Raw genomic sequence first — 24578 nt, forward strand, 5'->3', positions numbered from 1 at the left:
CATCGACCGTGCGCGTACACATCGATTCGTCGAACACCACCCCGGTGTTCGAGCAACTGCGGATGCAGATTCTGGGGCTGGTGCGATCGGGCGATTTGATTGCCGGTACCAAAATTCCGACGGTCAGGGGTCTGGCCGAGGAACTCAAGATCGCACCGAACACGGTGGCGAAGACCTACCGCGAACTCGAGCAGCAGGGGATCATCGAGACGAGGGGCCGATCCGGTTCGTTCGTCGCGTCGGGCGGAGATCCGTCGCGTGACATCGCGGCCCGGGCGGCGACAGAGTTCGTCAGAACGGTCCGGTCCATCGGCCTGGACGACGACCAGGCCCGCTCGTTCCTGGAATCTGCTCTCAAAGGTGCGAGCGGCAGTTAAGTTGACGCTTCAACTTACTTCTGTCAGGGTAGGGCTGCCCGTATAGCCCTGTCAGAAGGATGTGTCATGAACTCCACCGTCGCCCGCGACGCCGTTGCCCTCGTAGCTCGAATCGGTCTGGGTATCGTTTTCATCGCCCACGGCTGGCAGAAGCTCAACACCTACGGACTCGACGGCACCGCCGCGAGCTTCGAGATGATGAACGTCCCGCTGCCCACGGCGTCCGCCTACTTCGCCACGTTCGTCGAACTCGTCGGCGGCGGTGCGCTCGTACTGGGTATCTTCACTCCCATCGCAGGGCTGCTGCTGTTCCTGAACATGCTCGGTGCCGCCATCTTCGTGCACTTCGAGAACGGCGTGTTCGCGACGGACAACGGCTACGAACTTGTCGTTGCTCTCGGTGTCGGCGCGCTGCTGCTCGCCGCATTCGGTGCCGGACGCATCAGTATCGACGGACTCACCAAGGGCAAGACAGCGATACTCGCGTAGGTCGTTCCGCAGGCTCCACTCCTGCCTCGCGTAGCTGATCTAGCGCCAGCTCGGCAGCCACAACTGTTCCTGCCACATCTGCGGCGTGATCGGCATAGCGGTCAGAATCGGCCACAGCCAGACGAAGTTGGCTATCACCACGGCGAGGTACAAGGACACCAGTAGTAGTCCGGTACCTCGCCGTTCGGCCGACGCGGTGGCTTTGCCGATGATGTCGCCCAGCACCAAGGCGAAGCCCATCACCATGAACGGCGCGAGCGCCACCGCGTAGAAGTAGTACATCTGCCGGTCGAGTGTGGTGAACCAGGGCAACAGTGCTGCGGAGTACGCGACGAGCACTGTGGCGTAACGCCAGTCGCGTCGGACGAACACCGACCAGATCACCCAGGCCAGCATCGGCAGTGCCAGCCACCACATCGCGGGCGTGCCGATCAGCATGATCGCCTTCACGCACGAGGACGCCGAGCAACCGGACACGCTCTCACCGTCGGCGTAGTAGTACAGCATCGGGCGAAGGCCCATCGGCCATGTCCACGGCTTCGATTCCCACGGGTGGCGGTTGCCTGCCGAATTGGTCAGGCCCTCATGGAATTGCAGCACGTTGCTGCTGTAGTACCAGAGCGAACGCAGTGCTTCGGGAACGAACGAGAACGGCCCGCCTGCACCGATTCCGTTGCCGACCTCGTGCCGGTCCACGCCGGTCTCGGAGGTGAACCACGCCCAGTACGTCATCAGGTACACCGCGATCGGAACGACGACCAGCGCGTACAGCGCTGGCCCGATGTCTCGCAACGCAGTACCCCGCCACGGGCGTCCGACGCCGTACGACCGCCGCGCCGCCACATCGAACGCCACGCTCAGCAATCCGAAGAACGCGATGAAGTACAGACCCGACCACTTGGTGCCGCAGGCGAGACCCAACATCACGCCGGCCCCGAATCTCCACCACCGCACACCCATTCGCGGGCCCAGAGCACTGGCATCCAGTCGCCCTTCGGCGCGCACTTTCGACAGTCGCTGCCGCATGTCGTCGCGGTCGACGACCAAGCAGCCCAATGCAGCGGTGACGAAGAAGGCGAGAAAGATGTCCAGCATGCCTATTCGGCTGCTGACGAACGTCACGCCGTCGACGGTCAGCAGAATCCCTGCGATCGCACCGACGAGTGTCGATCGGGCGAGCCGTCGCACGATCCGAATGACCAGTAGTACCAACAGGGTTCCGGCGACCGCCGACGAGAAACGCCAACCCCACCCGTTGTAGCCGAACAACGCTTCCCCGACGGCGATCAGCTGCTTGCCGACCGGTGGATGCACCACCAGCCCGTACGCCGGATTGTCTTCGAGCCCTCCGCCGGTGAGTACCTGATAGCCCTGCGGGGCGTAGTGCTTCTCGTCGAAGACCGGAGTTCCGGCGTCGGTGGGGTACCGCAACATCGTGAAGCGAGTGATCGCGCAGATGACGGTGATGACGATGGTGACGATCCAACCGCGGCGGGCATCGGTGTCGTGGAACCAGTCGCGCGCGGCAACGGTGGGCCCGGGACTGACCATCGACCGGTCGCCGGAGCGCTCAGGGGTCAGCAAGGTCACGTACCGATCGTAGGCGTTGATCGGCAGTGCCCGACAGGCCACTGCATCGCATGCGGGACACTGGAGGCATGCTCATCCTTGCCGCCACCCCGATGGGCGATGTCGGTGATGCCTCGCAGCGCCTGCGTGATGCCCTCGGCAGTGCCGATATCGTCGCCGCCGAGGACACCCGGCGCACCAAACAACTCGCCTCGTCTCTCGGCGTGGCGATCACGGGCAGGGTCGTCAGTTTCTACGATCAGGTCGAAACGGCCCGCCTTCCGGCTCTGGTCGAGGCCGTGGCGGAAGGCAAGACGGTGTTGCTGGTGACCGATGCGGGGATGCCGTCGGTGAGCGATCCCGGCTACCGCCTCGTGGCAGCCTGCGTCGAGGCCGATCTGCCGGTGACGTGCCTACCCGGGCCCAGTGCAGTCACCACCGCTCTTGCGCTGTCGGGTCTGCCCGTCGAACGCTTCTGCTTCGACGGCTTCGCCCCGCGCAAGCAAGGACAGCGACGCACCTACTTTCGGTCGGTACTCGCCGAGCCGCGCGCCATCGTGTTCTTCGAGGCACCGCATCGCCTCGTCGCGTGCCTCGAAGACGCCGTCCACGTCCTCGGCCCGGACCGCCGCGCCGCGGTGTGTCGTGAGCTCACCAAGACCTACGAGGAGGTCCGCCGCGGCGGTCTCGGCGAGCTGCTCGAATGGTCGAGAGATGGAGTGCGCGGCGAGATCACCGTCGTACTCGAAGGTGCCGTCGCCGTCGCCGAGGAACCGGAGGATCTCGTTGCCGACGTCGAGACGTTGGTTGCGTCGGGCATGCGGTTGAAGGACGCCTGCGCCCAGGTTGCGGTCGACGGCGTCTCCAAGCGTGAGGTCTACGAGGCCGTTCTCGCTGCGCGGAAAGAGCAGTAGCGGGTCAGCCCACCACTTGCTGACGCAGGCCCTCGGTGGCCGCTTCGAGGATCGTCTTGGTCCCCTTCTTCACCAGGAAGCCGGGTAGCGGGATCTTCGGGTCGACCGTCAGCTCGAACTCGACGTGAGTGCCGTTGCCCTTGGGCGTCAATGTGTATCGGCCGTCCTGGGCCTTCTGCTGAGTGCTCTCCACCAGCGTCCACGACACCTCGTTCTCGGTCCATGTGTACTCGACGAGCTGCTCGTCGTTGACGCCGATGATCGAGACGTGCATCTTGACGTGATGTGGCTTGCCGTCGTCGAACCGATCGACGACCTCACACTTCTTGTGGACCGGGGACCACGAGGGAATGCCCTCGACGTCGGCGAGAACTTCGAGGATTGCCGATGCATCTGCGTCGATGTCGACTGACTTGTTCGCTGTGACTGCCATGGGGAGAAGGTATCTCAGCTTTCTCTGCGGGGACTGACGTTCCGCGCGAACTCGCCGATCGCTCTCAGCGCGCGGCGGGCTTCGGGGATGAAGTCGGCTGCCTGGAACACGTGGACCTGATCCTCGTACACCTGGAGTTCGCACTCGACTCCGGCGACAGCGAGGCGCTGAGCCATGAGTTCTGCGTCGGCATAGACCATTTCGGTGGAACCGACCTGAATCAGCACCGGCGGAAGGCCCTCGAGATCTCCGTCGACGGGTGATACCCGGGGGCCCTGTGCGCCTTCTACGACGATGCGCGCGTCGACACGATCGGCCAATGCGGTCAGCGCCGGAACTGCGTTGGACGGAAAGACCGAACACTTCGACGCGTTCTCGTGATCGAGCTTGCGGGTGGGGTCCATGTCGGTCAGCGGGGACATGGTGAATATTCCTGCAGGCGCGGGCAGACCGACGGTGCGCAGCGCCAGGGTGACCATGAACGCGAGGTATCCGCCTGCCGAATCGCCACCCAGGATGATCTGCTCCGGTCGGAATCCGGAATCGAGGAGGAAGCGGTACGCGTCGACGCCGTCCTCGACGGCATGGCTGATCGGATTGCGTGGCATCATGCGGTAGTTCACCGACAGAACCGACCCGTCGACGTCCTTGGAGACTCGCGAGGTCATTCGGCGATGTGTCCGCAGCCCGCAGCAGACGAATGCGCCGCCGTGCAGGTAGAGCACCACGCGATCGGTTCCGGTGCCCTCGGCACGGATCCATTCGGCCTCGCATTCGGCCAGCATGACGCGGCTGCGTGTGGTGCCGCTGATCTGGGGGACGAGCAGTCCGGCGTAGTCGACCAACCCCATCGGCCACGGAAGTGAGGGGGTCTGTGCCCACACGGTCAGAAACGGACGCACCGTGAACTGCAGGTACTTGGACAGAATCTGCGACTGCAGGCTTGCGCCGCGGATATCGCGCCTGCGTGCGGTAGCTGCCGGATCGGTCGATTTCACTACGGTGAGCGCCGGATTCATAGCCGTCGCCTCCATCCCCGTCGTCGTTGCGCGGCGCGTGTGCGCCGTGCGTCGGAACCCCGCTCTATTTGGAACCCCTGGTAACGGACAATAGCGGGTAGCTTTTCGGGACCGGACGTAAGGTCGTGTTCTGAGTCACATTCGGTGCCGTACCGTGACCGAAAACAAATGGAAGTAGACCGCTCATGGCATTCATGCCCATCACCGAATCCATGTTCCTCATCGCCGAGTCTCGGGAGCACCCGATGCACGTCGGTGGTCTGCAGCTGTTCATACCGCCCGGCGATCCCCATGACTTCGCCGAGGAAGTGCACCGCAAGTTCACCACCGGGGAGGTGCACGAGCTCTTCCGCAAGCGGCCGTCGCGTCCGGTGCAGATCATGGGCAATCTGGCCTGGGCCTTCGACCCGGACGTGGACTTCGAGTACCACGTTCGCCGCACGGTGCTGCCTGCTCCCGGTCGAATTCGTGAGTTGTTCCAGTTTCTTTCGCTCAATCACAGTGCACCGCTCGATCGGTACCGACCGATGTGGGAGCTGCACATCATCGAGGGACTGGCGGACGGCCGAATTGCGTTGTACACCAAGGTGCATCACTCCCTGGTCGACGGTGTCAGCGCACTGAAATTGATGCAGCGCACGCTCACCACCGATCCTGACGATCGAAGTGGCGTCGCAACGTGGGACCCGTCGCTGTTCGGACGGCGCAAGAAGCAGGTCGCCGTCGAGCAGCCGGGACGGCTTGCTCAGCTGGGTAGTGGGCTCTCGATGGGACGCAAGATCGTCGGGGACCTCGTCGACTTCGCGCCCGCGACGGCGCGAATCGGGTTGCGCGCGTTGAAGAAAGAAGGGGCGCAGCTACCGTTGCAGGCACCGCGCACCATGTTCAACGTGCCTATCGGCGGCGCGCGCCGCTTCGCTGCCGAGAGCTGGTCGATCGAGCGCATCCGTACGGTCGGTACGGCGCTGGATGCGACGCTCAACGACATGGTGCTCGCGATGTGCGCCGGGGCACTACGGGCGTACCTCATCGATCAGAACGCGTTGCCCGAACAGCCGCTGATCGCGATGGTGCCGGTCTCGCTCCGCAAGGAGGGCGACGACAGAGAGGCCGGCAACTCGGTGACGGTCATCCTGTGCAATCTGGGTACCGACGAATCCGATCCGATCCTGCGGCTGGAGCGAATCAAGGATTCGACAGTCAAGGGCAAGCAGATGATGAGCGAACTCAACACCCTCGAAGCACTCACCGTCGGCGCAATCACCATGGCTCCGTTGCTGTTCGGTCCGGTGCCGGGATTCGTCGACTACACCCCGCCGCCGTTCAACGTCATCATCTCCAACGTTCCCGGATCCAAGGAGGATCTGTACTGGAACGGTGCGAAACTCGACGGCACCTACCCTGCATCGATCGTGGCCGACGGGCAGGCGCTCAACATCACCGTCGCCAGCAACGGTGACTCGTTGAACTTCGGGCTCATCGGATGCCGACGCAGTGTGCCGCACCTGCAGCGCATGCTGACGCATCTCGAGAACACGTTGGAGGAGCTCGAAAAGACCTTGTGAGCGGCTTCGCCGCACGTGAGCGGAACTTCGTAGCAGGGGTCGAAGTTCCGCACACGTGCGCGCAGCGCTCTACTCGTACTTGGGGAACACCGGCGTCGGGGTCGGCAGTGCCGTACCGGGCACCGAACGTGTTGCAATGTCGGTGAATTCGCGATTCGATGCGCCGAGCAGGTCGAGGATGCGTGATGCAGAATCCGGCATGACGGGCTGCGTCAGGATGCCCACGATGCGCAGTACCTCGAGCGTCACGTACAGCACGGTGGCCATGCGATCGGGATCGGTCTTGCGCAGTACCCACGGCTGCTGCAGCGAGAAGTAACGGTTGGTCTCACCGAGCACCGACCAGATCGCTTCGAGCGCGGAATGCAGTGCCTGAACGTCGAATTCGCGTCGGCAGATCTCGAGGAGTGCATCCGCGCGAGCCAGCATCGCGTCGTCCTCGGCAGTGAATTCTCCCGGTGCCGGGAGTGCTCCGCCGAGATTCTTGGCGACCATCGTCAGCGAACGCTGCGCGAGGTTGCCGAGTTCGTTGGACAGGTCGGCGTTGACGCGGGCGACGATGGCCTCGTGGCTGTAGCTGCCGTCCTGACCGAACGAGACCTCGCGGAGGAAGAAGAAGCGCACCGGATCGAGACCGTAGTTCTCCACCAACGACTTCGGGTCCAGAACGTTGCCGAGAGACTTCGACATCTTCTCGCCCTTGACGTTCAGGAACCCGTGCACGAACACCCGCTTGGGCAGCTCGATGCCCGCGGACATCAGGAACGCAGGCCAGTAGACGGTGTGGAAGCGGGTGATGTCCTTGCCGATGATGTGCAGATCGGCCGGCCAGAACTTCCGGTACGCCTCGGATTCGGTCTCGGGGAACCCGGCACCGGTGAGGTAGTTGGTGAGCGCGTCGACCCAGACGTACATCACGTGCGCGGGGTCACCGGGAACCGGTACACCCCAGTCGAACGTGGTTCGAGAGATCGAGAGGTCGCGTAGACCACCCTTGACGAAATTCACGATCTCGTTTCGGCGCGTGTTCGGTGCAATGAAGTCCGGCGACGCGTCGTACAGCTCGAGCAGTTTGTCCTGGTACTGCGACAACTTGAAGAAGTACGACGACTCCTCGGTCCACTCGACCGGAGTATTCGTCTCCGTCGCGACGCGGGAGCCGTCCTCGGCAAGGGTGGTCTCGGCCTCGGTGTAGAACGCCTCGTCTCGCACCGAGTACCAGCCGGAGTAGGAGTCGAGGTAGATGTCGCCGTTCGCTTCCATCCGCTTCCACAGTTCCTGGCTGGCGGCGTGGTGGTCGGCATCGGTGGTGCGGATGAAGCGTCCGTACGAGATCTTCAGCAGGTCCTGCGCGGTCTGGAATGCGTCGGAGTTGCGCGCGGCGAGTTCGCGCACGTCCACGCCCTCGGTCTGCGCAGTCTGCTGCATCTTCAGGCCGTGCTCGTCGGTGCCCGTCAGGAATCGCACGTCGTAGCCGTCGAGGCGCTTGAAGCGCGCGATGGTGTCGGTGGCGATGTACTCGTAGGCGTGTCCGATGTGCGGAGCGCCGTTGGGGTACGCGATCGCCGTGGTGACGTAGAAGGGTGGCCGTGAGGCATCAGCTGGCGCAGTCATGGTTCGCCTACTCTAACCAGCGTGAGCAGAGACCGTCCCGCACCACCGTTGCCCGAGCCCGTCGGCATTCTCGTCGACGCGCACACCCACCTCGATGCGTGCGGCGCGACCGACGCGACGAGTGTGGCCGCGATCGTGGACAAGGCCGAGTCCGTCGGTGTCACGCGCGTGGTCACGATCGCCGACGATCTCGAGGCAGCGCGCTTCGCGGTCGACGCGGCGTCCTGGGATCCGCGGGTCTGGGCCGCGGTCGCGATTCATCCCACCCGCGCGAACGTGCTCGACGACGCAGCCAAGGCCGAGATCGAGCGGTTGGCGTCCGACCCTCGTGTGGTCGCTGTGGGGGAGACCGGGCTGGACTACTACTGGCCCGGCAAGCTCGACGGTTGCGCCACGGTGGCCGAGCAGCACGACGGGTTTCGGTGGCACATCGACCTGGCAAAGCGCTTGGGCAAGCCGTTGATGATCCACAACCGCGAGGCCGACGAGGACTTGCTGGCCGTTCTGACGGCGGAGGGTGCTTCCGAGACGGTGATCTTCCACTGCTTCTCCGGCGGTCCCGAGACCGCGAAGGCCTGCGTCGACGCCGGCTACGTTCTGAGCTTTTCGGGGACCGTCAGTTTCAAGAATGCGCACGCGTTACGGGAGGCCGCGGTTCTGGTGCCCGACGAATTGGTGCTGGTGGAGACCGACGCTCCGTTTCTCACGCCGCATCCGTATCGAGGTGCACCGAACGAGCCGTACTGCCTGCCGTACACCGCGCGGGCGTTGGCCGAGGTTCGCGGTCAGGATCCGGTGGTGCTCGCTGCGCACGCGACAGCCAATGCGGAGAGGGTGTACGGCCTCTAGCTGCTGAAGTTGCGGCGTGGGTACTAATTCGTTACCGTACCGTGACCGAACTCGGGCGTTTCGACGCCGAAGTCACGCTCGCAACCGCCAGGAATACGAAACTTGTCGACTATCAGACGCCTCAACTCCGCCCGTTCGACCACTCTCTACCTGGTCATCGCGGCCCTGTTGATGACGCTCGTCGCCGGCGGTGTGATGGCCGTGAGCCGTCACAAGACCGTGACCATCGACGTCGACGGCGACATGATTTCGCTGAGCACGATGAAAACCGACGTCAACAGCGCCCTCGTCGACGCCGGCTACGCGCCGTCGGACAAGGACCTGGTCGTTCCCGCTCCCGATTCCGGTCTGAGCGACGGCGACACCGTGGTGCTGCGCCGCGCCCGCGAGATCACGCTGAATGTGGACGGCAAGCCCGAGGACATCTGGACCACGGCACTGACCGTCGAGGAAGCACTGCAGCAGACCGGCCTGGCCGAGGACGTGCACGTGTCCGCCTCGCGTTCGGAGCGGCTACCGCTCGACGGCACCGAGTTGGACGTGGCGCTGCCCAAGCAGGTCTCGCTGGTCGACGGCGGATCCCCCGTAACTCCGGTCACCCTGGCCGCACCGACCGTGCGTGAATTCCTCGAAGCAGCGGGCAAGCCGCTCGAAGAAGCCGACACCGTCACTCCGGATCCCGACGCCACCGTCACCGACGGCGCAGAGATCGTCGTGACGCGTGACCGCACGGTCACCAAGACCGAGACCACGGATGTCGATGCTCCCGAGCAGCGCATCGAAGATCCGACGATGAACATGAGCAAAACCGTCGTCGAGAACCCCGGCGCTCCCGGTGTCTCCGACATCACCTGGAAGATCAACATGGTGAACGGCGTCGAGGTCGGTCGCGAGAAGGTCGACGAGACGGTTCAGGTACCCGCGCAGCCGAAGACCGTGCGCGTCGGAGCCAAGCCGGGCACCGAGGTGCCGCCGGTGGAGAACGGTGCGATCTGGGACGCGCTCGCGCAGTGCGAGGCGACCGGCAACTGGGCGATCAACACGGGCAACGGTTTCTACGGTGGCGTGCAGTTCGACCAGAACACGTGGGAACGTCAGGGCGGCCTCAAATACGCTCCGCGCGCCGACCTCGCCACCCGCGAGGAGCAGATCGCAATCGCCTCGGTGACGCAGAAGTCGCAGGGCTGGGGCGCATGGCCGGCCTGCACCTCGCGCTTGGGTTATCGCTGACTGTCTTGGGTCGTTCCGCGGGCTCCACTCCTGCCCACGTAGAGTTTCCGCCGTGTCCGAACATGTGAGGGGAGCTGCAGCTCTGCTCGGTCCCGCCGAGGTGCGCTCCCTCGCCGCCGAGCTCGATGTGCGTCCCACCAAGCAGCTCGGGCAGAACTTCGTGCACGACGCCAATACTGTTCGACGCATCGTCGCCTCCGCGGGAGTCGGCCCGCAGGACACAGTCCTCGAGGTCGGCCCCGGCCTCGGTTCGTTGACTCTGGCGTTGCTCGATGTGGCCGAATCCGTCATCGCCGTCGAGATCGACCCCAAGCTCGCGAACCGCTTGCCCACGACGGTGGCCGACCGGGCCCCGACTCTGGCAGATCGGCTGACGGTGATCGAGGCCGACGCGCTTCGCGTTCGAGCCGCAGACATTGCGGGGGAGCCGACCGCTCTGGTGGCCAACCTGCCCTACAACGTCGCGGTTCCCGTGCTGATTCATCTGTTCTCGGAATTGCCGAGTCTTCGCGTCGCCGTGGTGATGGTTCAAGCCGAGGTGGCCGATCGACTCGCCGCGGTACCGGGAAGCAAGATCTACGGCATCCCCAGCGTCAAGGCCAGATTCTTCGGTGATGTCAAAAGGGCAGGCGCAGTGGGTCGTTCGGTGTTCTGGCCGGTACCCAAAGTCGAGTCGGGCCTGGTGCGCATCGATCGGTACGCCGAGCCGCCGTGGCCGACAGACACCGCGCATCGCAAGGCCGTGTTCGCGGTGATCGACGCCGCATTCGCGCAGCGGCGCAAGACTTTACGAGCAGCTCTGGCGGGGTGGGCCGGCTCACCGGTGGCGGCCGAACGCCGATTGCGTGAGGCCGGAATCGACCCGACGGCGCGAGGCGAAACCATCGACGCCGCAGCGTTCGTCCGCTTGGCCGCCACCGAAGCCTGACGGCTCGCTCTACAGGTGGATGTCCGACTGTCGCGTCAGCTCGGTCCACCGCGACGCCTCCGCGCGAGCCGCGGCCACCGGTGCGTAGCGATCGGCCTCGATCAAGACATCCAGCTCGAGACCGGTCATCGACGCGATGTCGGCCACCGGAACCTGGTACGTCCGGTACGGGCCGAGAGGCGGGGGATCGGTCTCGAGTCGCAGCGGTTTGTCGAGGATCGGGTCGAGGGACGGCGACTGGTCGAGCACGTATCCGGTGCATGCGGGAGTCGAATCCTGCGACCACGCCGCGATCTTGAAGAATTGCCGAGGAATGGCGACACCGCGGTAGATCGGATCGTTTTCGGCGAAGATACAGCCGCTGAAGACCGAGAGCTTGCGGCCGTACTGCTCGGCGTTTCCCAACACGTAGTCCTCGAGACCCAGCCACAGTGTCTTCGACTGGTTCAGAGTCGCCGTCTGCGGGGCGCACACCGTGTAGTGGAACGTGTCCTCGTTGGCGCGCCTGGCCACCGCAAGCTCACCCCACACCGGATCTCGCCGGCGAACCAGATGCCCGCGATCGAGGTCGTTGTTCGAGTACAACTCGTTGCCTGCCTGCTGCGATGCCGGTAGCCGATCGTCGAGTCGCCAGTTGTCTCCCCGCTCGACATCCTGCAGGCTCGCGCCGTCGATGTTGACGCCGGTGACCGCGGCGAGGCGTCGGGCAGGGTCGATGGACACCGAGAAGTGCGTGTACGGAAGTACCACCACGTCAGCGCGATCGGGCAACGGAACGTCGATGTCGGCCAGGAACTTCGGGTCGAAACCGAGTGGTGTCGTCATCTGCCCATTGACTCACGTACCGGTTACCGGAGGGTGAACCGCCGCGAGGTATCGCTCGTTCAGCCTCGCGTGGCGCTCGGCGACGATGCGGCATTCCTCGCGCAGTTCCGGTGGATCGAGCACCGTGAAATCGGTGTCGAACGCCGCCAGCCACCGCGCGATCGAGGGCAGCGAATCTCCGGCCAACACCACTGCGCAGGTACTGTCGTCGATGGATTCGAGTGTGCCCCATTGCTCGTCGATCATCGGGGCGATCGTCTCGATCGGGGCGTGCAACGCGATCCGCGCCTGAACTCGGGCGAACGCTCGATCGATTCCCTTCGAGACGAAGGCCGCCGCACCGCCCGGCGGAAGTTCCCGGGGCGTGAACCGCGGACCCGTCGGAATCTTCGGAGTCAGGCGATCCACCCGATACGACCGCCAATCCTCCCGCAGCACATCCCAACCCAGCAGATACCAGCGCGCTCCCGCCCGCACCAGGCTGTACGGCTCCACCTCGCGCCTGGACTCGGAACCGTCGTGCTTGCAGTAATCGAACCGCAACCGCTCGTGTGCGTGACACACCGCCGCCACCGTGGACAACACCGACGCATCCACCGCCGAACGCGGAGTCCTGTCCACCACGTCGATGCGCAACGCGTCGAGCCGATGTTGGATGCGCGACGGCATGACCTGCCGCAACTTCGTCAACGCCCGCAACGACGCCTCCCCGATGCCGGCGACCGAGCCCCCGGCGGCGGACTGCAACCCGAACGCCACCGCCAGCGCCTCGTCGTCGTCGAGCAACAGCGGAGGCATCTCCGCGCCGGGACCGAGCTGATAGCCACCACCGACACCCGGCGTCGCATTGACCGGATAACCGATGTCGCGCAGCTTGTCCACATCGCGCCGCAGCGTGCGAGGAGTGACGTCGAGCCGATCCGCCAATTCCGCGCCCGCCCAGTCACGACGCGTCTGCAGCAGAGACAACAGCCGCAACAACCGAGCCGATGTTTCCTTCATGAGGCCACGATGCCACGCAATGCGGACAACTACGGTCCGCATTGGCCGACGGACCCCGCTCTGGTGGTGAACTCGGCCGCTGTTTCTCCACTACTGTGGTTACTCGTGCTGTCTGTCGTTCCCACACCCGTCGTCGTTCGGGCCCCGTCGAAGGTGAATTTGCATCTGTCGGTCGGTGACCTGCGTCCCGACGGCTTCCACGAGCTGACGACGGTGTTCCAGGCGCTCTCGCTCTCGGACGAACTGTCGGTGGTTCCGGCCAAGACACTCTCGGTTCGGGTGCGCGGCGACGACGCGAGGGTGGTTCCCACCGATTCACGGAATCTGGTGTGGAAGGCCGCCGAGTTGCTGGGGCATCGGGTCGGGCGAGAGCCATCGGTGGAGATCACCATCGACAAGGGAATTCCGGTGGCCGGTGGGATGGCAGGCGGAAGCGCCGATGCCGCCGCGACCCTGGTGGCGCTGAACGCGATGTGGCATCTCGATCTCTCGCGCGACGAGCTCGACGAGGTGGCGGCCCAACTCGGCAGCGACGTGCCGTTCTCGTTGCACGGCGGAACCGCGGTCGGAACCGGTCGCGGGGAGAAGCTTCTTCCGGTGCTCTCGCGCAACAGTTTTCACTGGGTGCTGGCGTTGGCGAAGGGCGGTCTGCAAACGCCTGCCGTCTACAACGAACTCGACGAGTTGCGCGCCAAGGGTGATCCGCCTCGTCTCGGCGGCACCGAGGATCTGATGCATGCGCTGGCGTCCGGCGATGCGCGCGCGCTCGCGCCGTTGCTCGGCAACGACCTGCAGGCCGCTGCGGTGTCGCTGATGCCGCAGTTGCGTCGCACGCTGCGTGCGGGAGTCACGGCCGGGGCGTTGGCGGGCATCGTGTCGGGCTCAGGCCCCACCTGCGCGTTCCTGTGCGCCGACGCCGACGCTGCGGTGTCGGTGAGCGCTGAATTGTCCGGTGCAGGCGTGTGCCGCACCGTCCGTGTTGCGAGTGGACCGGTTCCCGGTGCTCGTGTTGTCACTACCGAATCGATTGGTTTTTCCTGATGGTCAATCTCGTCAACCTCGAAAACGTCAGCAAGTCCTTCGGTGTCAAGCCGCTGCTCGACGGCGTCTCGCTCGGCGTGCAGGAGGGCGAACGCATTGGCATGGTCGGCCTCAACGGCGGCGGTAAGACCACCACCCTCGAAGTTCTCGCCGGCATCGAGCCGCCCGATTCGGGACGCGTCAGCCGGGTCAACGGCCTACGGATGGCCGTCGTCACGCAGCGCGGCGTGCTGCCGCCCGGGTCGACCGTCGGCCAGGTGGTCCTCGACCCACTCGGAATGGCCGAGCACGAGTGGGCGGGTGACTCGCGAGTGCGAAACATCTTGACGGGCATCGGCATTGCCGACCTCGGGCCTGCAGGTAGTTCGGGACTCGACGCACCGATCGACAACCTCTCTGGCGGCGAGCGTCGACGAGTTGCGTTGGCAGCGGCCCTGGTTCAGGACCTCGACCTGCTGGTGCTCGACGAGCCGACGAACCACCTCGACGTCGAGGGTGTGCAGTGGTTGGCCGCCCACCTGGTCGACCGTCGCAGCGCGCTGGTGGTCGTCACCCACGATCGCTGGTTCCTCGACACCGTCGCCAATCGCACGTGGGAAGTGGTCGGCGGCGGCGTCGAGGCCTACGAGGGTGGCTACAACGACTGGGTGTTCGCCCGCGCCGAGCGGTCCCGTCAGGCCGACGCGTCCGAGGAGCGGCGACGCAACCTCGCGCGCAAGGAGTTGGCGTGGCTGCGCCGCGGTGCCCCGGCCCGCACATCCAAGCCGAAGTACCGCATCGAGGCGGCCGAGGCTCTGATCGCCGACGTTCCCGCCCCGCGCGACTCCGTCGCGTTGTCCTCGTTTGCTCAGCGCCGTCTCGGCAAGGTCGTCATCGAACTCGAGGACGCGCGCCTGGAGACCCCCGACGGCCGCGAATTGGTGAAGGACTTCACCTGGCGTCTGGCTCCCGGTGAGCGCGTCGGTCTCGTCGGCGTCAACGGTTCGGGTAAGACGACGATGCTCCGCACGCTCGCCGGTGAACTGCAGCCTGCTGCAGGCAAGCGCATCCAGGGCCAGACCGTCAAGATTGGTTGGCTGAAGCAGGAATTGGACGACCTACCCAAGAAGCTGCGTGTTCTCGATGCGGTCAAGGAAGTGGCCGAGCGGATCACCCTGGGCGACCGAGAGATTTCTGCCGGCCAGCTCGCGGAGCGGCTCGGCTTCACCCCGGCACGTCAGCGCACCCCCGTCGGCGATCTCTCCGGCGGTGAGCGTCGTCGGCTGCAGCTCACTCGCGTGTTGATGGCCGAGCCGAACGTGCTGCTGCTCGACGAGCCCACCAATGATTTGGACATCGACACCCTGCAGCAGCTCGAGGACATCCTCGACGGCTGGGCGGGCACTCTCGTTGTCATCAGCCACGATCGGTACCTGATCGAGCGCATCTGTGATTCGACGTGGGCATTGTTCGGCGACGGCAAACTCACCAATCTTCCCGGCGGCATCGACGAGTACCTGCGTCGCCGCGCGGTTCTCGCCGCCGACGCGACGCCGGACTCGTTGACCACCGGCGGGGCACCGCGCAAGGCCACCCGTGATGCGGCCTCCGAGCGCGCAGCCCGCAAGGAACTCAGCAAGCTCGAGAAGCTCGTGCTTCGGCTCTCCAAGCGTGAGGTCGAGTTGCACGCCGAACTCGTCGACGCGTCCACCGAGCAGGGCAAGCTCGTCGCCCTCGACACCGAGCTCAAGCAGGTCCTCGCCGACAAGGATGTCGCCGAGGAACGATGGATGGAACTGGCCGCCGAGCTCGAGTGAGCGGCTCCGCCGCATGTGAGTGGTATTTCGTAGCCCACTACGAAGTTTCGCTCACATGCGCGCAGCGCATACTGGAGTCATGACATCGGTCGTCGCGGAAGTACTCGGTTCGGATTTTGCTCGTCTGCATCCCAAGGTTCAGTGGCGCTTCGGATTGCAGTCCTCGGACAATCTTGCTCAGTTCGGGGTGGGCGTGATGGAGGAGATGACGCATTCTCGGCTCGTGCCGCCGCCGTTGCTGTGGGCCGGACGCAAACGTGGTCTCTTTCCCGCCGGTGTCGGCAAGGACGTGCCGTTCACCATCGCCAACTATGCGTATGTCGACGAACTGGGCCGCGAGACAATGTCTTTCGTGCGTCGCTTCGCTTTCGCGGGTCGCCCGCAGGGGATGAATTCGGTGATGGTGTCCTCCGCCGAGTCCGACACGTATGCCTTGGACTACCTGGGTTTCTCGTCGGACATGGTGGTGCACACCAGGTGTGAGGTCGATGCCGATGGTGGCCTGGTGCTCGAGAGCGAGGTGCCGCGATTCCTGCTGGGCCCTGTGGCACCGAAGTTGCCGAAGGTGGCGTCGGCGTTGACGATCGGTCGGGAGTGGTGGGATGCGGCCGAGGAACGCCATCGCATCGAGATCGAGGTGAAGAGCCCGGTGCTCGGACAGCTGTTTCTCTATCGCGGTTGGTTCACTGCAGAAGAGCGGCCCTGTCTCACCACCGACATTCCCGGTGACGCGCGTCCGCGGTCGGTCGAGGCTCGCGAATAGCGCTACTGTTACGCGTCGAACGATCTGCGTGTGAAGGAGTCAACAGTGGCCGTTGTCGAAGCCGAGATCGTGGGTGGCGTAGGGCATATCGTCCTGAACCGGCCGGAGGCTCTGAACTCGTTGAACGGTGCCATGATCGACGGCATCCGCGCCGCACTCGATGCGTGGCGAGACGACGATGCGGTCACTTCCGTTCTGGTGACGAGCAGTTCACCTCGGGCGTTCTGCGCGGGCGGCGACATCAAGGCGATTCGGCAGGCCGTCGTCGACGGTGACCACGAGGCCGGTCCGGCGTATTTCGCGGCGGAGTACGACCTCGACGAGTTGATTGCCGACTACCCCAAGCCGTACATCGCCGTCATCGAAGCTGCGGCTTTCGGCGGTGGCTTGGGTATCTCGATTCACGGCGGCATCCGCATCGTCACAGAGAACGCCGTGTTGGCCATGCCGGAGACGGCGATCGGTTTTGTGCCGGACGTGGGGTCGAGCTACTTTCTCTCGCGTCTGCCAGGCCATGTCGGACGCTACCTGGCGCTGACGGGAACTCGTATCACCGGATCCGACGCGCTCGCGCTGGGATTGGCGACGCATTTCTGCCCGAGTGAGGTCGTGTCGGCTCTGAAGGCGGACATTCTCGCAGGCGTGGATCTGCACGAGGTGTTGGATCGACACACCACTGCGCCGCCGACGACCGAGCTGTCGTTCGATGCGGAGGCGGTGGCAGCAGTGTTCGAGAGGAACTCACTCGTCGACATCATCGATGCTCTGGTGTGCGACACACCCTGGTCGCGGACCACGAAGACTCAGTTGGCGACGCTGTCGCCGACGTCCCTGATGGCGACCGACGCGCTGATCACACGCGGGGCCGGCAGTACGTTGCGTGAATGCCTCGATCGGGAGTTGCGGATGGCGACGTGGATCATCACCGAACCGGACTTCGCCGAGGGCGTTCGTGCAGTGTTGGTCGACAAGGACCGAGCGCCGCAATGGAAGCCTCTGGTACTCGAGATGGTGCGACCAGAGGCATTCCAGCAGCTGTTGTGACCGCTACGGGTCAGCGGTAGCCCTTGGCGGGGTTCTGCAGGTCCAGCACGATGGTCTGGCCGTTGGAGCGCACGTGGATCTCGGGGTTCTGCAGGCCACCCGAGACGAGGTATTCGCCGAGGAGCTGGAGCAGCTCGTCGGGGCCGACGGAGGTGTCGGGGGTGCGGATGTCTCCGGTGCGGCTGCCGAGCTCGTTCTGGGTCAAGCGGCCTGCGATGCGTACCGAGGCGACGCCCATGGCGGTGCGACGGTCGGGTCCCTGGCCGCGACCGAGCGACGGCGACGTGCCGGCGCTGGAGCCGTGAGTGGTAGAGCGGCCGTTGGTGGGCAGGCCGTGTTCTGAGATCTGATCGCTTGTAGTCACTTCAACCTCGTTCGATTCCGTGGCGGGCTTCTCTGGACGACGTCGATCCGCGCGGGGGGTCGTTGAATCCGTGGCGGACGACGTTGCTGGTGCAGGCGTTGTTGCGGACGCCTTCTCGGTGGACGTGACCACTGCCTCCGACTTCTCGGTGATAGGGGTCTCGGCCGCCTTCTCGGCGGGCGCAGCCGCCGAAGAATCGGTGCGGCCACCGGCGGGTGAAGCGGAGTCGGACTTCGGCGGCGTCGCCAAACGATGCGCGGGAGCGCCACCGACCTTGATCCCGGCCAATGGGTAGTTCGATCCCTTAGTCATGTCGTTGTCCACTTCATCGTGATTCCCAGGTGGTTCCGCGCCGAGATGTCACGATCGGGTATCGATCAGGACGGGCTACTCGGCGTCGAGCACGCAAAAACGTACTCGAAGTTTGTTCGGACCCACTGAGAGTAGCATCACGATTGTTTAAGACGCCATTTTTTGACCGAAGTTCTTGTTCTGGATCCTGAACCACACCGCAAATCCCCAGGCCACGAACGCGGCGTACACGAGGTAGAGAACCGCGGATGGATAGAACCCGGCGACGATCAGCAACGGAACGCCCACGATGTCCACCGCTATCCAGATCAGCCAGAACTCGGTGAGTCCACGCGCCATTCCGAAGGTCGCCAGCATGGATCCGGTGAAAATCCACGCGTCGGCCCACTTGCCGAACGAGCCGAGGTAGCCGAACAGCTGCGCGAACACCACCGTGCCGACGATCGCGACGACGATCATCGCCGTCCGCTCCCGCGCTGTGCCCCACCGCGGTAGAACCGCGGCCCCCGATCGCTTCGAGTCCCGCAGCCAGCGCATCAACCCGTAGACGCTCACGGCGATGAACATCAGCTGTCGCCCGGCCTGGCCGTACAGATCGAGCGCCTGCGGAGTGTGGAACACGCCGCCCAGAAAGACGGTGAACAGCAGCGCATTTCCGATGATCCCCACCGGCCACGCCCATACGACGCGGCGCATCCCGCCGATCGCCGAGAGCAAGCCGAAACCGTTGCCGACCACCTCACGCCACAGAATCGGGTGCCCCAGAACGGAGAATTCTGCGTCGAGCAGATCGATCAGCACGGGGTGCTACTGATCACCCGCGGCGACGAGTGGTTCGAGGGTCAGCTCGGGCATTTCTTTCTGGATGTACTGCAGACGCCACTTGTCGCTCACCAGCGCCAGCAGCGCGCCGTCGGTGCGGGTGAAGACCTCGACACCGCGTTGGCGACCCAACTCGACGGCCGAGGCCGCGTCGGTGCGTCGAGCAAGGGAGTATCCGAGTGGTTCCATCCGAGCGTCGACGCCGAACTCGGTCTTCATTCGTGCGGTGACCACCTCGAACTGCATGGGTCCGACGGCGGCGAGTACGGGGGACGCGTCGCCGCGAATGTCGTTGCGCAGCACCTGAACGACGCCCTCGGAGTCGAGTTGCTCGACGGCGCGGCGGAACTTCTTGTACTTGTCGGCGCTGTCGACGCGCAGGGCCGAGAAGTGCTCGGGTGCGAACGACGGAATGGGCGGGAACTCGACCTTCTTGTCGGTGTAGAGCGTGTGACCCGGGGCGAGTGCGGTCGCGTTGACGAGGCCGACGATGTCTCCCGGGTAGGCGTTCTCGACGGTCGTACGATCGCGACCGAACACCGTCAATGCGTACTTGGTGGTGAACGGCTTCTTGGTTTGCGAGTGCGTGACGACCATGCCGCGCTCGAACACTCCGGAGACCACACGCATGAAAGCCAGTCGGTCGCGGTGCGCGGTGTCCATGCCCGCCTGCACCTTGAACACGACGGCGCTGAACGGGTCGTCGACCTCGCGTACACCGCCCGAGACGTCGTCTCGCGGGCCGGGTGGCGGCGCGAGGGCCACGAGGGTGTCGAGAATCTGCCGGACGCCGAAGTTGAGCATCGCGGAGCCGAAGATCACCGGCGACGTCTGACCGGCCAGGAACATCTCCTGATCGTGCTGCTGACCGCTCGAGATCAGCAGATCGCTCTCCTCGACGGCGGTGTCCCAGTCGACGCCCTCACGTTCGGCCGCGGCCTCGGCCGTCATGAATTCCTCGGGCGCGATGGTCGCACCACCGGCGGTCCGGGTGAAGCGGATGTAGCTGCCGTCCTGTACGTCGAGCAGGCCGCGGAAGTCACCGGCGATCCCGACGGGCCAGTAGAGAGGCGTCGGCGTCAGGCCGATCCGCGACTCGATCTCGTCGAGGAGCTCGAGCGGCGACTGGCCCGGGCGGTCCCACTTGTTGATGACGGTGATGACCGGGATGCCGAACTGGCGGCACACCTGGAACAGCTTGAGGGTCTGCGGTTCGAGGCCCTTGGCGGCGTCGATCAGCATCACGGCCGCGTCGACGGCGGTGAGCACGCGGTAGGTGTCCTCGGAGAAGTCGGCGTGACCGGGGGTGTCGACGAGGTTGATGACGTTGGTGATCTCGGCGTCGGGCGAGGTCTGGTAATTGAACTGCAGCGCAGTCGAACTCACCGAGATACCGCGGGCCTTCTCCATCTCCATCCAGTCGGAGACGGTGGAGCGGCGGCCGGCTTTGCCGTGGATGGCACCGGCCTCGGAGATGACACGTGCATGCAGGGCCAGAGCCTCGGTGAGCGTCGACTTACCGGCGTCGGGGTGCGAGATCACCGCGAATGTTCGACGCCTCGCGACCTCGGTCTCGAGCTCTTTGGCCTGGCTTCGGGTGGTCCCGGACTCGTCGAGCGCTGCCGGTCCGGACCCTTCGAGCGTTGCGTCGACGTCGGGGGTGCTGGACGGGGTACTCACGAAGACCTCATTCTCGTAGCAAGGGCGGCACCGAAAGAGTGGCCGGAGCAGAAATCCTGCATTCGATTTCTCAGGATACGCGGCCCGTTGTTCCCCTCGGTCGGGGCGGGAGTGCCTACTGTGAACGGTGGGCCGGGAGATCCCTCACGAGGAGACGCGCGTTGAGCAAGTTCACCGAAGAGATGTTCGAGACCGCGAGCACCAGCAAGCACGGTCTGGTCACCGGCGAGCCCGACGAGGCGCTTCGGCAGTCCTGGGGTGAGATCCACGAGCAGGCGCGGCGAATGGCCGGAGCTCTGGCCGACGCAGGCGTCGAACACGGGGACGCGATCGGGATCCTGGCCGGTCAGCCGGTGGACATCGCGCCCGCGTGCCAGGCGACGTGGATGCGCGGGGGATCGGTGACGATGCTGCACCAGCCCACTCCGAGGACCGACCTCGCCGTCTGGGGTGAGGACACCGAGACCGTCGTACGGATGATCGAGGCCAAGGCCGTGATTCTCGGGGCTCCGTTCGACATCGCCGCACCCGTGCTCGAGGAGCGCGGCATCACCGTGCTGAAGATCGAGGACATGAAGACCGGTCGCGACATCGATCCGGTGCCGACAGCCGAGTCCGATATCGCGCTGCAGCAACTCACGTCCGGCTCGACCGGTTCGCCGAAGGCCGTGCGGATCACGCACGAGAACTTCTACGTCAATGCCTACGCCATGATCGACCGCATCGAATTCGATGTCGATTCCGATGTGATGGTCAGTTGGCTGCCACTGTTCCACGACATGGGGATGGTGGGCTTTCTGTCGGTGCCGATGCAGGTCGGTGCCGAGGTCGTCAGCATCACTCCACTGGACTTCCTGCGCTCGCCGCTGTTGTGGGCCAAGCTGATTCACAAGTACCGCGGAACCGTCACCGCAGCGCCCAACTTCGCGTACTCGCTGCTGGCGCGGCGGTTGCGTCAGGCCGAGGACGATCTGGATCTCGATCTGTCGACTCTGCGTTACGCCTGGAACGGGGCCGAGCCGGTCGATCCGGACACCATGATCGCGCTCGCCGAGGCCGGGGCCCAGTACAAGCTGAACCCTCTGGCTCTGGCTCCGGTCTACGGAATGGCGGAAACCACTCTCGCAGTGTCGATTCCGGATCCCGCTCAGGGGCAGGTGATCGACGTGGTCGACGCGGACCTGCTCGAGACCCTCGGTCGCGCCGTCCCGTCCACTCGCGGCAACACCCGTTCCCTCGCGACGCTCGGCAGGTTCGTCCCCGGGTTGGAGGGACGCGTCGTCGACAAGGAGGGGCAGGTGCTCACCGCACGGGGCGTCGGCATCATCGAGGTGCGCGGCAAGGCCGTCACGCCCGGATACATCACCGTCGAGGGCCCGGTGTCGACGCTCGACGCCGACGGCTGGCTCGATACCGGCGACGTCGGCTACATCACCGAGGACGAACTGGTGGTCGTCTGCGGGCGCATCAAGGACGTCATCATCATGGGTGGTCGCAACATCTATCCCACCGACATCGAACGGGCCGCGGGCACTGTTGCCGGTGTGCGGCCGGGCAATGCCGTCGCCATCCGGCTCGATGCCGGTGACAAACGCGAAAGTTTCGCGGTGGCAGTGGAAACCAACGACGTGGACAAGCCGGACGAGGTCAAGCGCATCGAACGTGAAGTGATCCACGCGGTGCACTCGGAGGTGGGTGTGCGGCCGCGAACCGTTGCGGTGTTGGGGCCGGGCAGTATTCCGAAGACGTCGAGCGGCAAACTACGACGGGCGAATTCGGCGTCGCTGCTGGCGTGATCAGCGCGGGTGCACCCTGTTCTGTGCCGCTTCGAGGCCGGCCGAGAGCAGGAGCTCTGCGGCATCGGCGGCTTCCTCGACGACGACGCCGAGATCCTTGCGCTCGGCCGCGGAGAACGGCTTGAGCACGAACGACGCCGGATCCATCCGCCCCGGTGGCCGCCCGACGCCGACGCGCACCCGCAGGTAGTCCTTGGTGCTCAGGTGCTGCGAGATCGAGCGGAGGCCGTTGTGGCCGCCTTCGCCGCCGCCGAGTTTGAGCCGCAGTGCACCGAAGTCGATGTCCAGCTCGTCGTGCACCACCACGATGTTCGCCGGCTCGATCGAGAAGAAGCGCGCCAACGCAGCCACCGGCTGTCCCGAGAGATTCATGAAGGTGCGCGGCTTGGCGATGACAACCGAGCGGCTGCCGAGACGGGCTTGCACGATGTCGGAGTTGGACTTCTTGTGCGAGGAGAACGCCCCGCCGATGCGTCCGGCTAGGGCGTCGGCCACCATGAATCCCACGTTGTGACGGGTCTTTTCGTACTGCGGACCGGGATTTCCCAGGCCGACGATCAGTGCGGGCCCGTCGAGTGGGGCAGGTTCGGTGCTCACGTGCGTCATTCTCTCATCGACTATTCGAAGGCGAACGGCGCGCCACCTCCCGTGAGAAGTGGCGCGCCGTTCTTTCGTGCTGGGTGAGTATCAGCTCTCGTCGGAGCTGTTCTCGTCCTCGGACGCTGCCTCTTCCTGAGTCTCGGCTTCGCCTTCCTCGGTGATCGGCTCGGTGCCTTCGCCATCGGCCTCGAGGTCTTCCTCGGACGGAGCCTCGACGACGTTGACAAGGAGGAGTTCTGCGTCGGAGATCAGCACGACGCCGTCTTCCAGCTGCAGGTCGCCTGCGGTGATCTGCGTGCCGATCTCCGCGCCCTCGACGGAGACGGTGATGGACTCCGGGATCTCCAGTGCGTCGGCTTCGATCTCGACGTAGGTGGAGTCGGTGGTGACCAGCGTGCCGGCGGCGGCGTCGCCCTCGACGATGACGTTGACCTCGACGGTGACGCGCTCGCCCTTCTTCAGGACGAGGAGGTCGGCGTGCTCGATGCTGCGACGGATCGGGTGCACGACGATCGACTTGGTCAGTGCAACCTGCTCTGTGCCGTCGATGTCGAGGGTGAGCACGGCGTTGGTTCCGTTGTTACGGAGCACTGCTGCGAATGCGCGGGCGTCGAGTGCGAGGTGGCGGGGGTCGGTGGCGTGTCCGTACAGAACGGCGGGCACGAGGCCGTCGCGGCGGGTGCGGCGTGCTGCGCCCTTGCCGAATTCGGTGCGGACGAGTGCGGTGAGATTGTTGGTCTTCGATGCCATGGTGCTACTGCTCCTGATAACTGTGGTTCGTGCGGCGTACTTCGTCGGGCGGTCAAGCTCGTCGGGGCGGACACGATCGAGCGCGGCCAACGGGGCCGAGCCGCGTCGATAACGGTGGACCCGGAATTCGTCGGATCTACCCTCGCCGAGACAACCTGGAAAACAATACACGACCACGTCATGTGCGTGGAAGTTCGACCCCTGCTACGAAGTGTCACTCACTTGCGAGCGCAGCGAGCAACTCGGCGGCAACACCACGCGCCACGGATATCGCATCATCACGGCCGCCGGCCGTCCCCATCACCACCGCGCCCTCGTGCAGCACCGCGAGCCGTGTTCCCAGCTGTTCGGCATCGGGGTATCCGGCTTCGCCGGTTAGTCGCGCGAACAACGATCTCGTCCAGTTCTTCTCGGACTCGATGATCGCGAGCACCGGGCTGTCGGTGCCGCCGAACTCCGCGAAGGCGTTGACGAATCCGCAGCCACGATGGTTGTCGCGCATCCAGATGTCGAGGGCGTCGTACACCCCGAGGATGCGCGCGTCGCCGGGTTCGAGGGATTCGACGTACTGCGTCACGTGATCGCACCACAGACCGTATCGGCGGGTGAGGTAGCGCTGCACCAGGCCGTCCTTGGAGCCGAATCGGTCATACAGGGTCTTCTTCGTGGTGCCGGCTTCCTCCGCGATGAGGTCGACTCCGACGGCTCGGATGCCCCGGGCGTAGAACAGTTCGCTGGCGACGGTCAGGATGCGTTCTCCGGCCGGGGTGAGTGGCTTGTCGAGCATGGTTGCCTT

General features: G+C 65.0%; 24 protein-coding genes. 12 read left to right on the forward strand and 12 right to left on the reverse strand.

The window, feature by feature from the left end; translation table 11 throughout:
- Positions 1-8 precede the first annotated feature (8 nt).
- Both R4P57_RS22715 and R4P57_RS22720 read left to right on the forward strand, forming a co-directional pair.
- The gene (locus R4P57_RS22715; RefSeq protein ID WP_037191990.1) at positions 9-377 is read left to right on the forward strand and encodes a GntR family transcriptional regulator; all 369 of its coding nucleotides are present in this window, start codon (positions 9-11) and stop codon (positions 375-377) included.
- 66 nt (positions 378-443) lie between these two features.
- On the forward strand, positions 444-866 hold the full coding sequence (locus R4P57_RS22720) for a DoxX family protein (RefSeq protein WP_317805114.1): 423 nt from the start codon (positions 444-446) through the stop codon (positions 864-866).
- A gap of 39 nt (positions 867-905) precedes the next feature.
- On the opposite strand, the gene R4P57_RS22725 is transcribed toward R4P57_RS22720, so the two are convergent.
- A complete protein-coding gene (locus R4P57_RS22725) occupies positions 906-2417 on the reverse strand; it encodes a dolichyl-phosphate-mannose--protein mannosyltransferase (protein WP_317805186.1) in 1512 nt (503 codons plus the stop codon).
- A 107-nt stretch (positions 2418-2524) separates the two neighbouring features.
- Between R4P57_RS22725 and rsmI the strand changes: the two genes are divergently transcribed.
- Positions 2525-3349 carry a 16S rRNA (cytidine(1402)-2'-O)-methyltransferase gene (gene rsmI, locus R4P57_RS22730; protein WP_317805115.1) on the forward strand — a complete coding sequence of 275 codons (825 nt, stop codon included), beginning with the start codon at positions 2525-2527 and terminating at the stop codon, positions 3347-3349.
- 4 nt (positions 3350-3353) lie between these two features.
- On the opposite strand, the gene R4P57_RS22735 is transcribed toward rsmI, so the two are convergent.
- Together R4P57_RS22735 and R4P57_RS22740 are read right to left on the reverse strand one after the other, a co-directional pair.
- A complete protein-coding gene (locus R4P57_RS22735; protein WP_317805116.1) occupies positions 3354-3782 on the reverse strand; it encodes an SRPBCC family protein in 429 nt (142 codons plus the stop codon).
- 14 nt (positions 3783-3796) lie between these two features.
- Positions 3797-4816 carry an alpha/beta hydrolase gene (locus R4P57_RS22740; protein ID WP_317805117.1) on the reverse strand — a complete coding sequence of 340 codons (1020 nt, stop codon included), beginning with the start codon at positions 4814-4816 and terminating at the stop codon, positions 3797-3799.
- Between the two features lie 170 nt (positions 4817-4986).
- Between R4P57_RS22740 and R4P57_RS22745 the strand changes: the two genes are divergently transcribed.
- On the forward strand, positions 4987-6366 hold the full coding sequence (locus R4P57_RS22745; RefSeq protein ID WP_317805118.1) for a wax ester/triacylglycerol synthase family O-acyltransferase: 1380 nt from the start codon (positions 4987-4989) through the stop codon (positions 6364-6366).
- A gap of 69 nt (positions 6367-6435) precedes the next feature.
- On the opposite strand, the gene metG is transcribed toward R4P57_RS22745, so the two are convergent.
- Positions 6436-7980: a methionine--tRNA ligase gene (gene metG, locus R4P57_RS22750; protein WP_317805120.1), complete on the reverse strand. Its 1545-nt coding sequence runs from the start codon at positions 7978-7980 to the stop codon at positions 6436-6438.
- Positions 7981-8001: 21 nt separating this feature from the next.
- Here metG and R4P57_RS22755 point away from each other — a divergent pair, with 21 nt between their 5' ends.
- The 3 genes from R4P57_RS22755 to rsmA all read left to right on the forward strand — a co-directional run bounded on the left by R4P57_RS22755 (position 8002) and on the right by rsmA (position 10987).
- The gene (locus tag R4P57_RS22755; RefSeq protein WP_317805121.1) at positions 8002-8829 is read left to right on the forward strand and encodes a TatD family hydrolase; all 828 of its coding nucleotides are present in this window, start codon (positions 8002-8004) and stop codon (positions 8827-8829) included.
- Between the two features lie 102 nt (positions 8830-8931).
- The gene (locus R4P57_RS22760) at positions 8932-10059 is read left to right on the forward strand and encodes a transglycosylase family protein (RefSeq protein WP_317805122.1); all 1128 of its coding nucleotides are present in this window, start codon (positions 8932-8934) and stop codon (positions 10057-10059) included.
- A gap of 52 nt (positions 10060-10111) precedes the next feature.
- Positions 10112-10987 (forward strand): 16S rRNA (adenine(1518)-N(6)/adenine(1519)-N(6))-dimethyltransferase RsmA, encoded by an 876-nt coding sequence (gene rsmA / locus R4P57_RS22765; protein ID WP_317805124.1) that lies wholly within the window; start codon positions 10112-10114, stop codon positions 10985-10987.
- A gap of 9 nt (positions 10988-10996) precedes the next feature.
- Here the strand turns inward: rsmA and R4P57_RS22770 are convergent, their stop codons facing one another.
- Both R4P57_RS22770 and R4P57_RS22775 read right to left on the reverse strand, forming a co-directional pair.
- Positions 10997-11812 carry a DNA/RNA non-specific endonuclease gene (locus tag R4P57_RS22770; RefSeq protein WP_317805125.1) on the reverse strand — a complete coding sequence of 272 codons (816 nt, stop codon included), beginning with the start codon at positions 11810-11812 and terminating at the stop codon, positions 10997-10999.
- Between the two features lie 12 nt (positions 11813-11824).
- Positions 11825-12814: a YafY family protein gene (locus R4P57_RS22775; protein ID WP_317805126.1), complete on the reverse strand. Its 990-nt coding sequence runs from the start codon at positions 12812-12814 to the stop codon at positions 11825-11827.
- A gap of 105 nt (positions 12815-12919) precedes the next feature.
- Here R4P57_RS22775 and R4P57_RS22780 point away from each other — a divergent pair, with 105 nt between their 5' ends.
- From R4P57_RS22780 to R4P57_RS22795, 4 genes are all read left to right on the forward strand, one after another.
- Positions 12920-13855 (forward strand): 4-(cytidine 5'-diphospho)-2-C-methyl-D-erythritol kinase, encoded by a 936-nt coding sequence (locus tag R4P57_RS22780; RefSeq protein WP_317805187.1) that lies wholly within the window; start codon positions 12920-12922, stop codon positions 13853-13855.
- Positions 13855-15651 carry an ABC-F family ATP-binding cassette domain-containing protein gene (locus R4P57_RS22785; protein WP_317805127.1) on the forward strand — a complete coding sequence of 599 codons (1797 nt, stop codon included), beginning with the start codon at positions 13855-13857 and terminating at the stop codon, positions 15649-15651. The genes R4P57_RS22780 and R4P57_RS22785 overlap by 1 nt, the downstream gene beginning before the upstream one ends.
- A 79-nt stretch (positions 15652-15730) precedes the next feature.
- A complete protein-coding gene (locus R4P57_RS22790) occupies positions 15731-16414 on the forward strand; it encodes a DUF4166 domain-containing protein (protein ID WP_317805128.1) in 684 nt (227 codons plus the stop codon).
- A 45-nt stretch (positions 16415-16459) separates the two neighbouring features.
- Positions 16460-17458 (forward strand): enoyl-CoA hydratase/isomerase family protein, encoded by a 999-nt coding sequence (locus tag R4P57_RS22795; protein ID WP_317805129.1) that lies wholly within the window; start codon positions 16460-16462, stop codon positions 17456-17458.
- A gap of 10 nt (positions 17459-17468) precedes the next feature.
- Here the strand turns inward: R4P57_RS22795 and R4P57_RS22800 are convergent, their stop codons facing one another.
- From R4P57_RS22800 to R4P57_RS22810, 3 genes are all read right to left on the reverse strand, one after another.
- Positions 17469-18134: a hypothetical protein gene (locus R4P57_RS22800; protein ID WP_317805130.1), complete on the reverse strand. Its 666-nt coding sequence runs from the start codon at positions 18132-18134 to the stop codon at positions 17469-17471.
- A 147-nt stretch (positions 18135-18281) separates the two neighbouring features.
- Positions 18282-18935: a nicotinamide riboside transporter PnuC gene (pnuC, locus tag R4P57_RS22805; RefSeq protein ID WP_317805131.1), complete on the reverse strand. Its 654-nt coding sequence runs from the start codon at positions 18933-18935 to the stop codon at positions 18282-18284.
- A 6-nt stretch (positions 18936-18941) separates the two neighbouring features.
- Positions 18942-20636 (reverse strand): peptide chain release factor 3, encoded by a 1695-nt coding sequence (locus tag R4P57_RS22810; RefSeq protein ID WP_317805132.1) that lies wholly within the window; start codon positions 20634-20636, stop codon positions 18942-18944.
- Between the two features lie 161 nt (positions 20637-20797).
- Here R4P57_RS22810 and R4P57_RS22815 point away from each other — a divergent pair, with 161 nt between their 5' ends.
- The gene (locus R4P57_RS22815) at positions 20798-22432 is read left to right on the forward strand and encodes a fatty acyl-AMP ligase (RefSeq protein WP_317805133.1); all 1635 of its coding nucleotides are present in this window, start codon (positions 20798-20800) and stop codon (positions 22430-22432) included.
- Here the strand turns inward: R4P57_RS22815 and pth are convergent, their stop codons facing one another.
- From pth to R4P57_RS22830, 3 genes are all read right to left on the reverse strand, one after another.
- Positions 22433-23038, reverse strand: coding sequence for an aminoacyl-tRNA hydrolase (gene pth, locus R4P57_RS22820; protein WP_317805134.1), 606 nt, complete (start codon positions 23036-23038; stop codon positions 22433-22435). It abuts the gene before it with no gap.
- Positions 23039-23119: 81 nt separating this feature from the next.
- On the reverse strand, positions 23120-23782 hold the full coding sequence (locus R4P57_RS22825) for a 50S ribosomal protein L25/general stress protein Ctc (RefSeq protein WP_317805135.1): 663 nt from the start codon (positions 23780-23782) through the stop codon (positions 23120-23122).
- Positions 23783-23996: 214 nt separating this feature from the next.
- Entirely contained in the window at positions 23997-24569 is a 573-nt protein-coding gene (locus tag R4P57_RS22830) for a helix-turn-helix domain-containing protein (RefSeq protein ID WP_317805137.1), read from the reverse strand.
- Between the last annotated feature and the right edge of the window lie 9 nt (positions 24570-24578).

Source organism: Rhodococcus sp. IEGM 1330 (genome assembly GCF_033142445.1).
Classification (GTDB): Bacteria; Actinomycetota; Actinomycetes; order Mycobacteriales; family Mycobacteriaceae; genus Rhodococcoides.